The 10807-nt window shown below is 74.0% G+C and carries 13 protein-coding genes; 7 read left to right on the top strand and 6 right to left on the bottom strand.

Annotation, left to right across the window (positions count from 1 at the left end):
* Window positions 1-271 (top strand): Vms1/Ankzf1 family peptidyl-tRNA hydrolase (locus tag VK501_RS26555; RefSeq protein ID WP_324342974.1); only part of this gene is annotated, 271 nt, incomplete at its 5' end.
* A gap of 1 nt (window position 272) precedes the next feature.
* Here the strand turns inward: VK501_RS26555 and VK501_RS26550 are convergent.
* Both VK501_RS26550 and VK501_RS26545 read right to left on the bottom strand, forming a co-directional pair.
* Complete coding sequence (locus tag VK501_RS26550; RefSeq protein ID WP_324342972.1) at window positions 273-1130, bottom strand: sterol desaturase family protein; 858 nt, start codon at window positions 1128-1130, stop codon at window positions 273-275.
* A 9-nt stretch (window positions 1131-1139) separates the two neighbouring features.
* Window positions 1140-1871 carry a FadR/GntR family transcriptional regulator gene (locus VK501_RS26545; RefSeq protein WP_324342970.1) on the bottom strand — a complete coding sequence of 244 codons (732 nt, stop codon included), beginning with the start codon at window positions 1869-1871 and terminating at the stop codon, window positions 1140-1142.
* Between the two features lie 46 nt (window positions 1872-1917).
* Here VK501_RS26545 and VK501_RS26540 point away from each other — a divergent pair, with 46 nt between their 5' ends.
* The 5 genes from VK501_RS26540 to VK501_RS26520 all read left to right on the top strand — a co-directional run bounded on the left by VK501_RS26540 (window position 1918) and on the right by VK501_RS26520 (window position 5374).
* Window positions 1918-2496, top strand: a complete 579-nt coding sequence (locus tag VK501_RS26540; protein WP_324342968.1) for an RNA polymerase sigma factor — start codon at window positions 1918-1920, stop codon at window positions 2494-2496.
* Window positions 2493-3074 (top strand): LytR C-terminal domain-containing protein, encoded by a 582-nt coding sequence (locus VK501_RS26535; protein WP_324342966.1) that lies wholly within the window; start codon window positions 2493-2495, stop codon window positions 3072-3074. Before VK501_RS26540 ends, VK501_RS26535 begins: the two co-directional genes overlap by 4 nt.
* Before the next feature lie 18 nt (window positions 3075-3092).
* Window positions 3093-4028 carry a DMT family transporter gene (locus tag VK501_RS26530; RefSeq protein ID WP_324342964.1) on the top strand — a complete coding sequence of 312 codons (936 nt, stop codon included), beginning with the start codon at window positions 3093-3095 and terminating at the stop codon, window positions 4026-4028.
* A gap of 7 nt (window positions 4029-4035) precedes the next feature.
* Window positions 4036-4293: a hypothetical protein gene (locus tag VK501_RS26525; RefSeq protein WP_324342962.1), complete on the top strand. Its 258-nt coding sequence runs from the start codon at window positions 4036-4038 to the stop codon at window positions 4291-4293.
* A 64-nt stretch (window positions 4294-4357) separates the two neighbouring features.
* A complete protein-coding gene (locus VK501_RS26520; RefSeq protein ID WP_324342960.1) occupies window positions 4358-5374 on the top strand; it encodes a lysylphosphatidylglycerol synthase transmembrane domain-containing protein in 1017 nt (338 codons plus the stop codon).
* 15 nt (window positions 5375-5389) lie between these two features.
* Here VK501_RS26520 and VK501_RS26515 read toward each other — a convergent pair whose 3' ends face one another.
* The 4 genes from VK501_RS26515 to VK501_RS26500 form a co-directional block, all read right to left on the bottom strand.
* Complete coding sequence (locus VK501_RS26515) at window positions 5390-6376, bottom strand: L,D-transpeptidase family protein (RefSeq protein WP_324342958.1); 987 nt, start codon at window positions 6374-6376, stop codon at window positions 5390-5392.
* A gap of 69 nt (window positions 6377-6445) precedes the next feature.
* Window positions 6446-7996, bottom strand: coding sequence for an MFS transporter (locus VK501_RS26510; RefSeq protein ID WP_324342956.1), 1551 nt, complete (start codon window positions 7994-7996; stop codon window positions 6446-6448).
* A gap of 71 nt (window positions 7997-8067) precedes the next feature.
* Window positions 8068-8703 (bottom strand): GntR family transcriptional regulator, encoded by a 636-nt coding sequence (locus VK501_RS26505; protein WP_324342953.1) that lies wholly within the window; start codon window positions 8701-8703, stop codon window positions 8068-8070.
* Entirely contained in the window at window positions 8700-9587 is an 888-nt protein-coding gene (locus VK501_RS26500; protein WP_324342951.1) for a DMT family transporter, read from the bottom strand. The genes VK501_RS26505 and VK501_RS26500 overlap by 4 nt, the downstream gene beginning before the upstream one ends.
* 115 nt (window positions 9588-9702) lie before the next feature.
* Between VK501_RS26500 and VK501_RS26495 the strand changes: the two genes are divergently transcribed.
* On the top strand, window positions 9703-10707 hold the full coding sequence (locus VK501_RS26495; protein WP_324342949.1) for a 3'-5' exoribonuclease YhaM family protein: 1005 nt from the start codon (window positions 9703-9705) through the stop codon (window positions 10705-10707).
* Window positions 10708-10807 lie beyond the last annotated feature (100 nt).

Raw genomic sequence — 10807 nt, 5'->3', positions numbered from 1 at the left:
CGACTCCGCGGTCGCCGGCCGTCCCCGCCACGACGCCGAGAGCGCCGCCGCCGACCTCGCCGCCAAGGTCCTGCTGCCGCACCGCGACGACCTCGAAGCCGTCGTGCTCGCCGGCGAGCGCCGCGCGCTCGGCGTGGTGATCGAGGATCCGCGCCTGCGCGGCCTGGCGCGGCTCGCGGGCGAGGAGATCATCGACGTCGCCGACCACCGCCTGCAGAACCTCCGCCGCCTGCCGGAGCGCTTCCGCGCGACGGTGATCCGCCCGGCGTGAGCTAGCCGCGCACGGGCTCGGACACCTCGTCCTCGCCCGCCGGGCGCCAGCCCGGGCCGCGGAAGACGAGCGCCAGCTTGGTGCGCGCGCCGTGCGCGACGCGGATGTCGTGCCACAGGGAGGCGTACTCCCCGAAGGCGACGCGCAGGGGCCGGAAGGTGCCGATGTTCGTCGTCAGGCCGTACCGGACGCGCTCGCCCTCCGGCTCGAAGGAGCCGAACAGCCGGTCCCAGATGATCAGGATCCCGCCGTAGTTGCGGTCGAGGTAGACCTCGTTGGAGCCGTGGTGCACGCGATGGTGGCTCGGGGTGTTGAAGACCGCCTCCAGCGGGCGCGGCAGCCGCCCGACCCGCTCCGTGTGCAGGCCGAACTGGTAGATCAGCGACCACGCCTGCGCGAGCAGGACCATCCACGGTGGGAAGCCGAGCAGCAGCAGCGGCAACCAGAACGGCAGGTAGGTCATCGGGACCCACGTCTGGCGCAGCGCGGTCGAGAGGTTGTAGTGCGTCGAGGAGTGGTGGACGACGTGGCTGGCCCAGAACACGCGGCTCTCGTGCGAGACGCGATGGAACCAGTAGTAGGAGAAGTCGTCGGCGAAGAACAGCGCGACCCAGACCCACCACGCGCCGGTCGGCAGGTGCCATGGCGCGAGCTCGTAGAGCACGGCGTAGAGCGCGAGGACCGCGAACTTCCAGCCCACGTTGATGATGACGTTGCCGATCCCCATCGTCAGCGAGGTGCGCGTGTCGCGCGGGTCGTAGCCGACGAGGCCGTCGGCCTCGAGGTGCCGGAACGACAGGAACTCGACGAGCAGCAACAGGATGAAGTAGGGGAACGCGTAGTACAGGACCTCGGCCATGGTGTCGTCCTAGTCCCGCGGCACGGAGCGCTCGAGCAGGTCGCGCGCCCGGGCGTGGGCCGCGTCGGGATCGGCGGCGGCGATCGCTCGCGAGAGGGCGCGGATCGCCTCGTGGTCGGCGACCTCCGGGCCGACGACCGACGCGTCGAAGGCCAGCACGCGCTGGCCGGCGACCAGCGTGTTGAGCGCGAGGCGGTAGGCGAGGTTGCCCGAGCCCTCGATGATCCGGTCCCACAGCACGTCGTAGATCGCGGTGCGCGCCATAGGGTCGTCGGCGACCGCGAGCGCCTCGGCGCGCGCCTCGAGCTCGGCGCGCGTCGCGGTGTCGGCGCGCAGCGCGCAGAGGCGGGCGGCGTCGGCGCCCACCGAGGCGCGCATCTCGAAGATCGCGCGGAGCAGGCCGAGCTCCTCGGGCGGCGCCTCGCCGTCGGCGCCGAGCGCGAGGAGGAGGTCGAGGCCGCCGTGGCGGCGCCAGTCACGCACGCGCGTCGCGCCGCCCTGGCTGATCGCGATCAGCCCGGCCTGCTGGAGCCGCTTGAGCGCCTCGCGGACCGCGTGGCGGCTCGCGCCGAGGTCCTCGCTCAGCTGCCGCTCGGAGGGCAGCGCTGACTCCGCGGCGTACGTGCCGTCGAGGATCCGCCTGCGCAGCACGCGGTGGATCTCGGCCGAGCGCGTCGCCTTCGCTGCTGGTCCAACCAGTTCCATGCTCTGGTTGTACCAGATGGCGCCGCGGATCGCCACTGCCCCGGGATGGTCACAGGATCGGCACGATCCGCCAAGAACCCCCATGGACGCCGCCGGCGACCCCCGCCCCGACACCGAGCTCCTGGCCGCCGCCCTCGCGGGCGACGGCGAGGCGTTCGGCGCCTTCTACCGCCGCCACGTGCGGCAGATCAGCGCGTTCCACCTCGCCCGGACCCACGCGACCCACGACGCGGCCGACCTCACGGCCGAGACGTTCGCCGCCGCCCTCGGCGGCCTGGATCGCTTCGACCCCGAGCGCGGCGAACCCGTCGCGTGGCTCTTCGGGATCGCCCGCAACTGCCTCGGAGCGCTGCGGCGCCGCGGCGCGGTCGAGGATCGGGCGCGCCGGCGCATGGGCCTGCCGCGCCTCGACCTCGACGACGCGGCGCTCGAGCAGGTCGAGGCCACCGCCAGCGCCGAGCTGATCCGCGTCGAGCTGCGCGAGGGCTTCGACGCGCTGCCGCCCGACCAGCGCGACGCCGTCGTGCTGCGCGTCCTGCTCGACCACGACTACGCCGAGGTCGCCTCGGCCTCCGGGGTGTCGGAGGCCGTCGTCCGCAAGCGCGTCTCGCGCGGCCTGTCCGCCATGCGCGCCCGCCTCGCCGGAAGGGATCCGTCATGACCGACTTCTTCGACGACCTCGAACGCCAGCTCGTCGCCGCGACCGCCGAGCGCCCGCGGCGCCTGCGCCGGGCGCGGGCACGCCACGGCGCGGTGCTCGCGACCGTCCTGCTCGCCCTGCTGGCCGGCGGCGCCGCGCTGGCGACGGCGCTGACCGGCGCCGGGACCGGTGACGACCCCGGGCGGCCGGCGGCGCCGGCGACCACCGCGCAGACCGTCACGGTCGATCCGCAGACCGGTCAGATCGCGCCCGGGTCCTTCACCGTCGCGATCCTCAACGGCACGGCCGTCCCGGGGCTCGCGCGCGGCGTCGCCAACCGCCTGCAGAACGCCAAGTTCAAGATCGGCAACGTGACCAACGCGGCGCGGCAGGACCACGCGGCGACCGTGGTGCACTACGCGCCGGGGCGGATCGGCGAGGCGAGCCGCGTCGCCGCGGCGATCAACCCCGGCGACACCGCGCTGCGGCCGATCACGGCCGCCGACCGCGCGATCGCCGGCGCGCAGGCCAGCGTGGTCGTCATCGTCGGTTCCGACCAGAACACCTCGCCGAGCCACAAGGCCTCGCGCAAGCCCTGACGCGTACCGTGCGGCGCCGTGGCCACCACGGCGACGCCGCCCACCCCGCTCGAGTCCCTCGTCGCGCGCCCGCGCGCGATGGCGGGCCTCGGCGCGCTGACGATCGCGTTCTCCTCCATCCTCGTCCGGCTCGCCGACGTCTCGCCCTCCACGGCCGCGGTCTTCCGCTGCGCCTATGCGGTGCCCGTGCTCTTCGTCCTCGCCGGGCTCGAGGACCGGCGCTACGGCCCGCGCCCCCTCCGCGGCCGCGGGCTCGCGCCGATCGCCGGCGTCCTCTTCGCCATCGACCTCGTCTGCTGGCACCACGCGATCGACGACGTCGGCGCGGGCCTCGCCACGGTCCTGGGCAACCTCCAGGTCGCCTTCGTGCCGCTCATGGCCTGGGCGTTGCTCGGCGAGAAGCCGGGCGCGCGCGTCCTCGCGACGCTCCCGCTGATGCTCTCGGGGATCGTGCTGATCTCGGGCGCGCTGGAGGCCGGCGCCTACGGCGACAACCCGACGCAGGGCGTGATCTTCGGCATCGCGACCGGCCTGAGCTACGCCGGGTTCATCCTCGCACTGCGCGCCGGCGGCGGCGATCTGCGTCGCCCGGCCGGCCCGCTGTTCGACGCCACGCTCGTGAGCGCGGTCGTCGCCGTGGCGATCGGCGCCGTCATCGGCGACGTCGACCTGGTGCCGTCGTGGCCGGGCCACGGCTGGCTCGTCACGCTCGCGCTCACCTCGCAGGTGCTCGGCTGGCTGCTGATCTCGTCGTCGCTGCCGCGGCTGCCGGCCGCCACGACCGCGGTGCTGCTGACGATCCAGCCCCTCGGCTCGGTCCTGCTCGGCGTGATCATCTTCAGCGAGAGCCCGAGCGTGCTCCAGCTCGCCGGGGTCGTCGCGATCCTCGCGGGCCTCGTGCTGACCACGCGCCGTCGCGCCACCTTGAGCGAGGCCCGGCAAGGGCTACCGTGAAGCTGTGATGACCATCGTCCGCGTCTGGATTCCGGTCGCGATCCTCGTCGCCGGGGTCGTGCTGGTCATCGTCCGGGGCGGGGACGAGACGTCATTCGAGGGCGCCGCGGCGCTCTGGGGGGCGGGATTGAGCGTGGCGCTGCTCAACTGGCTGCACCGGATGGGCGTCACCGGCGACCGCGCGCGCGACGACGAGGACAGGGCTCGCGCGTACTTCGATCGGCACGGCCGCTGGCCCGACGACGGTCACCTTCCCCCCTCCTGAGCGGTCAGAAGGCGCGCGCGCCGCTGCACTTCCGTGGTACAGGTGTCGTTAACCGGAACGAGCCATGCTGATCGACGTCTTCCGCACCGCGAGTCACGCGCTTGAGCTGCTGCTCCATCGCGCCGCCAGCGTGGATCCCACGCTCGTGGTCGTCGGCATCGTGCTCTACGTCGTCGCGCAGTGCGTGCGGACGCTCGGCTGGCACACGATCCTGCGCGCCGCGTACCCGGAGGCGACCGAGCTGCGCCGCCGCGACACGATGGCGGCGTACCTCGCGGGCGCCGGCCTGAACGGCGTGATACCGGCGCGCGGCGGCGACATCGTCAAGCTCTGGCTGCTGCATCGCAAGATCGGCGGCGCGCGCTATCCGACGCTCGCCGCGACGTTCCTGCCCGAGACGCTCTTCGAGACCTTCTTCGGCTTCGCGCTCGTCGTGTGGGCCCTGAGCCGGGGCTTCCTGCCCGTGCCGACGGCCTCGGGCGAGATGCCGCACGTCGACGTCACGCTGCTGATCGAGTACCCGCTGCCGGCCGCCGGCGGGGCGCTGGCGCTCGCCGCGATCGGCTACGGGCTGTATCGCCTGCTGCGCCGGCGCGTCGCGGACCTCACCGTGCGGCTGCGCCAAGGGGTCGTGATCCTCCACGATCCGCGGCGGTTCCTGCGCGGCGTGGCCAGCTGGCAGGCGCTCGGCCGGCTGATCCGGCTCGGGTCGCTCGCGGCGTTCATGGAGGCCTTCCACCTGCCGGTGACCGTCTCGACGGTCGTCCTGGTCATGGCGGCCCAAGGCGGCGGGCGGATCATCCCGCTGGCGCCGGCGAGCGCCGGCCTGCGCCTGGCGATGCTGAGCTACGGCTTCGTCGAGACCACGGGCCACGCCGTCGACATCGCGGCGATCACGACGTTCACCTTCGGCGTCGGCGCGCTGCTGATGCTCTCCGGGCTGGTCGTCGGGCTGATCGCCCTCGGCCTGCAGCTCGAGACCTCGTCGCCGCGCGTCGCGCTGCGTGCCGCGCGCGACGCGGTCGCCCGCCACCGCGCCGCGGAGGCGCCGGTCGAGGCGCCCGCGCAGGCCAACGCCTGACCGCCGCGCCGGCTCCTACTTGATCAGCACCGCCGTGCCGACGGGCACGCGCGGGTACAGGTCCTTGACGTCGGCGACGTGCATCCGGATGCAGCCGTGCGACGCGGCCGACCCGATGGAGTAGTCCTCACCCGTGCCGTGGATGCCCACGCCGTTGATGATGCCCATCCAGCGGGCCTTCAGCGGGTTGGCGGCCGAGCCACCGTCGACCGTGGTGCCCTGGAGCTCGCCGGCCCACGGGCTGTTCGGCACGCTCCACACCGGATCGACCTGCTTGTTGGCGATGTGGAACAGGCCCGACGGCGTCGGGTACGCCGGCTGCCCGACGGCCACCCCGTAGGACTTCGAGAACTTGAGGCGCTTGAAGAGGCGCAGCTTGAAGTGCGCCTTGTCCACCGTGACGACCGTGCCGTAGATGCGCTGCAGGTCGTTGACGTTGACCTTGGGCGACGTCTGCTTCAGCGCGGTGTGCAGGCGGCGCGGCGCGTTGACGCCGTCGTCCAGCGCGGCGTCGACCTGCTCGGCCACGGCCGTCTGGTCCAGGGCGCGGCCGTGCGCGGCGCGCTCGCGGTAGATGTGGCTCAGCGTGATCTTGACCGTGGCGTCGCGCGGCGCCTTGCCGACCTTCGCGGCGACCCCGGCGACCCAGTCACGCACGGCGATCTTGGAGTGCGACAGCTTGAGCGGCACGTCGCCGGGGACCTTGGCGCGCAGGGCGCGCTTGGCGGTCGTCAGCGCGTCGAAGGTCAGCTTCGCGTCGGCGGCCTTCAGCGTCCACGGCTTGCCCGCGGCGCCGAGCACCAGGTCGACGTTGACGCGGCCACCGATGCTCGTCTGCAGGCGGATGACGGCTTCGTCGAGCGTGGCGCCGGAGAGGTCGATGCCGCCGGCGGTGACCCCGGCCGGGACGTTCGCCGGGTCCGCGGCCGATGCCGAGGCGGGGACCGCCGCCGCGACGGCGGCAGCGATCAGGGCAGGCAGAGCGAAGGCGCGCGGCGACATGGCGGACGAGGGTAGCGAGCGCCGATCACGGCACCGCAAGTCCCGTTTCGCGTCGCACGGCTCGCGCACTCAGGCTGCGGGTCCGGCGCCGGTCTCGGCCGGCACCCCGTGGGCGACGAAGTCGCGGCTGCGCACCAGGACCAGCGCGGCCACGGCGCCGACGAGCGCGACGATCGCGGCGATCACGAGGATCTCGTTGAGCGCGCCGGTCCATCCGGTGAGGAACGCTTCGCGCGCGGGCCCGAGGACGCGCGGGTTGCCCTGCGCGAGGATCTCGGCGGGCGGGAGGCGCACGCCGGCCCCACCGCCCGGCAGCGCGTCGGCGATCTTCTGCGTGACCGCCGACTGGAAGACCGCGCCGAGCGCGGCGATGCCCGTCGCGATGCCGATCTGGCGGAATGTGCTGTTGATGCCCGAGGCCATGCCGGCGCGCCGCGGGTCGACGACGCCCACGGCGGCCGAGGCGATCGCGGGGTTCGTCAGGCCGATGCCCGCGCCGCCGAGGATGAAGCCGGGCAGCAGCGCGGTCCACTTGGAATGGGCGTCCAGCCCGCTCATGAGCAGCAGGCCGACCCCGACGAGCCCGAGCCCGGCGCCCATGAGGTACCGGACGGGCACACGCTCGGTGAGGTTGCCCGACAGCGCCGCGCAGACGAAGGACACCAACGTGACCGGCAGGAACCGCAGGCCGGCCTCCAGCGGGGAGAAGCCCAGGGCGTTCTGCATGTACAACGTCAAGTACAGGAACATCGAGAACATCGAGGCCGAGAGGCAGAAGGCGACGAGCGATGCGCCGACGAACGAGGGCTTGCTCAGCAGCGTCAGGTCGAACATCGGTCGCCGCTGGCGGCGCTCGACGACCACGAACGCCACCAGCAGCACGGCCGAGACGACGAGGAGGCCGACGATGGTGGTGCTGCCCCACCCCTCGGCGTTGCCGCGCACGAGGGCGAAGACCAGCGCGAACAGCGCCCCCGAGAAGGTCACCAGGCCGGCCCAGTCGACGCGTGCCGCGTTGGGGTCCTTGGTCTCCCGCACGGTGCGCAGCGTCACCACGATCGTCGCGAGGCCGATCGGCAGGTTGACGAAGAAGATCGACTGCCAGCCGACGTGCTCGACCAGCACGCCGCCGACCAGCGGCCCGATCGCGACCGACGCGCCGGTCGTTGCGCCCCAGATGCCCAGCGCCGTGCCCCGCTCGCGGCCCTGGAACGCGGAGGCCAGCAGCGCGAGCGAGGTGGCGAACATGCCGGCGCCGCCGATCCCCTGCAGCGCACGCGAGAGGTTCAGCATCGTCGGAGAGGTCGACAGGCCGCACAGCAGCGAGGCCAGCGTGAACAGCGCGAGCCCGAGGACGAACACCCGGCGGCGGCCGAAGAGGTCGGCCAGCGAGCCGGCGGTGAGCATGAAGGCGGCCAGCGTCAGCGCGTAGGCGTCCACCACCCACTGGAGGTCCTGGAACGACGCGCCGAGGTCCCGCTGGATCTCGGGCAGCGCGACGTTGACGATCGTGATGTCCAGCAGCAGCATGAACGTCGCGACGCAGACCGCGCCGAGCGTCCACCACCGCATCGGGTCGGCGCCGTCGGCGCCGCGGGCGGTCTCGGGGGCGTCGCTCATCGTGGCGAGTCAACTACCCCGACCGGCGGGAGCGCGAACCGGGGCCGGCGCGCTCGCGCGGCGCGGCGCGCTCAGGCGTCGCGCGGCACGCCGTCGACCACCGAGCCCGCGGCGACGCGCAGGTGGCTGCGCAGGACCTCGGGGCCCTGGGCCTCGAGGTCGACGACGAGCCGCAGGTGCTCGTCGCCCAGCCGCGCGAACGTGTAGTGCGGCCGGACCTGTAGGAGGAACAGGCGCGTCTGCGCGGTCAGGCGGTCGTGCACGGCCTCGATGCGCGGCGACCGCGCGGCGCGCACGATCGACGTGTGCAGGTCGGCATGGGCGCGCGAGACCGTCGACCACCGGGGCCGCGGCCGGCCGCACGCCCGGGCGAGCACCTCGGCGGCCTCGTGGACCGAGGGCGGGAGGCGGTCGCCGTGGCGGGCCAGCGCGAGGTGAGCGGCCTCGACCTCGAGCGCGGCGCGCAGCTCGTAGAGCGCGGCGATGGCGTCGCCGTCGAGCCCGGCGACGCGCGCGCCGCGGTACGGCGCGATGGCGACCAGGCCCTCGTCGGCCAGCGTGCGCAGCGCCGCGCGCACGGTGTGGCGGGCGGCGCCGTGGGCGTCGGAGAGGTCGGCCTCGACGAGCCGCGTGCCCGCGTCGAGCTGGGCGTCGAGGATCTGCTCGCGCAGGATCCCGGCGATGCGGTCGACGGCGGTCGGGCTCATACGGGGATCTCAGCAGCTGCCGGCGCGAGCCGGCGCGACGCCCGGCGCGGGACGGCGAGCACCGCGAGGCCGGCAAGGATCAGCCCGATGCCGCCGACGGCCACGGCGCCGGGGCGCTCGCTGAGGACGACCGCGCCGAGCACGGCGGCGGTGACCGGCTCGCCGAGCGTGAGGGTCGCCACCTCGTTGGCCGGCAGGTGGCGCAGGCCGCGGGCGAACAGGAGGTAGGCGATCGCGGTCGGCACGGCGCCGAGCCACAGCGCCATGGCGGCGCCGCCGGGCGTCGCGACCCACGAGAGGTCGCCGAGCGCGAGGACCGGGACGAGCAGCAGCGCACCGAGCCCGAACGTGCGGGCCATGACGGGCTCGACGCCGTGCCCCGCGTCGAGCAGGCGCTTGGAGGCGAGCGTGAACGCCGCGTAGGACGCGCCGGCGCCGACCGCGAGCGCGACGCCCGGCGCGGAGACCTCCGAGCCGCCGCCGGCCAGCGCGAGCAGGGCCACGCCGGCGCTGGCCAGCGCGGTCGCCGCCGCCCACGCGCCGCCGGGCGCGCGGCGGTCCAGCAGCCAGCCGCCGAGGCCGGCCAGCGCGGGCGCCGAGCCGAGCGCGACCACCGTGCCGATCGCTACGCCGGTGTCCTTGACGGCCGCGAAGAAGCACAGCTGGTAAGCCGCGACGCCGACCGCGCCGACGGCCAGCGGACCGCGAGCCCAGCGTCCCGCGCCCTCGCGGGCGACCGCGCGCTGGGCGGCGAGCAGGAGGAGCGCGCCGACCGCGATGCGGACCGCGCCGACGGTGACCGAGGAGGCGTCGGGGCCGAGGGCCTGCGCGGTGCCCGTCGTGCCGAAGCACACGGCGGCCAGGAGGACGTGGACGCGAGCCATCGGTCGATTGTTCCACAATCAACGTTGAATGTGCAACGTTACGCCTCTGCGCACGATCTGCGCCGGGACACGCGCGGAGGGCCGGTCCGTCCGCTCGCCGTGTCACCTTGCCGCCGTGCTCGTTCGCGACTTCGAACACGGCTTGGACCTCGACCAGGTGCTCCTCGTCCGGGAAGCCGAACGGCGCCAGAGGCGCGACGGCGGCGAGTTCCTCAAGTTGGTCCTGGGCGACCGCACCGGCGGCGTCCAGGCGATGATCTGGGACGACGTCTCGCAGGCGCTGGAGCACTGCCGCGCCGGCTCGCCGGTCCACGTGAGCGGGCGCTACGAGATGCACCAGCGCTGGGGCGCGCAGATCGCGATCCGGCGCCTGGGGCCGGCGATCGACGGCACCTTCGACGCCGCGGACCTGCAGGTGGGCCCGCCACGGCAGGTCGACCACATGGAGTCGGATCTGCGCGAGCTCGTGTCGACCGTGCAGGACCCGCACTTGGGTCGCCTGCTCGACGAGTTCTTCGGCGAGCACTCCGAGACGTGGGCGCTGTACCGCATCGCGCCGGCGGCCAAGCACTACCACCAGGCCTACCTCCACGGGCTGCTCGAGCACTGCCTCACGGTCGCCCAGGCCGTCAGCGCGATCAGCGGCATGTTCCCGGGCATCGACCGCGACCTCGCGGTCACCGGCGCGTTGTTGCACGACATCGGCAAGTTGGAGGCCTACACCTGCGACGCGCCGATCGACATGACCGACGACGGCCGCCTCCAGGGCGAGATCCCGCTCGGCTACTACCGCGTGCGCCGGCTGATCGAGGACCTCGACGGCTTCCCCGAGGGGCTGGCCCAGTCGATCCTGCACATCATCCTCAGCCACCACGGCGCGCTGGCCCACGGCTCTCCGGTCGTGCCCTGCACGCGCGAGGCGACCCTCGTCCACATGATGGACAACCTCGGCGGCCGCCTCGGATCGTTCGACCGCCTCGAGAAGGAGCTGGCACCGGGCGCCGCCTGGTCGAGCTTCGATCGCGCGATCGGCTCAGGCGCCTACTTCGGCTCCCCCACCCGCACCGAGACCCCCTCGCCGATCACCGCCGAGGACCGGCGGCCGAGCGCAGCGGCCTAGCGGGTCGGCGCGGGCGCCGTTGGCGCCCGGCGCGCTCCGTTGGTCGTGCCGCGCGCCGGCTACCTCCCGAGGTCCGGGTCACTGTGCCTGTCATATAGCC

The organism is Baekduia sp. (genome assembly GCF_035318805.1).
Classification (GTDB): Bacteria; Actinomycetota; Thermoleophilia; order Solirubrobacterales; family Solirubrobacteraceae; genus Baekduia.
This window is presented reverse-complemented; position numbering and strand designations above follow the sequence as displayed.

What these genes read in the sequence shown, in the direction of transcription:
- VK501_RS26550 (WP_324342972.1), bottom strand. Translation starts at nt 1,130, where the DNA reads ATGGCCGAGGTCCTGTACTACGCGTTCCCCTACTTCATCCTGTTGCTG.
- VK501_RS26540 (WP_324342968.1), top strand. Translation starts at nt 1,918, where the DNA reads ATGGACGCCGCCGGCGACCCCCGCCCCGACACCGAGCTCCTGGCCGCC.
- VK501_RS26535 (WP_324342966.1), top strand. Translation starts at nt 2,493, where the DNA reads ATGACCGACTTCTTCGACGACCTCGAACGCCAGCTCGTCGCCGCGACC.
- VK501_RS26525 (WP_324342962.1), top strand. Translation starts at nt 4,036, where the DNA reads ATGACCATCGTCCGCGTCTGGATTCCGGTCGCGATCCTCGTCGCCGGG.
- VK501_RS26520 (WP_324342960.1), top strand. Translation starts at nt 4,358, where the DNA reads ATGCTGATCGACGTCTTCCGCACCGCGAGTCACGCGCTTGAGCTGCTG.
- VK501_RS26515 (WP_324342958.1), bottom strand. Translation starts at nt 6,376, where the DNA reads ATGTCGCCGCGCGCCTTCGCTCTGCCTGCCCTGATCGCTGCCGCCGTC.
- VK501_RS26510 (WP_324342956.1), bottom strand. Translation starts at nt 7,996, where the DNA reads ATGAGCGACGCCCCCGAGACCGCCCGCGGCGCCGACGGCGCCGACCCG.
- VK501_RS26505 (WP_324342953.1), bottom strand. Translation starts at nt 8,703, where the DNA reads ATGAGCCCGACCGCCGTCGACCGCATCGCCGGGATCCTGCGCGAGCAG.
- VK501_RS26500 (WP_324342951.1), bottom strand. Translation starts at nt 9,587, where the DNA reads ATGGCTCGCGTCCACGTCCTCCTGGCCGCCGTGTGCTTCGGCACGACG.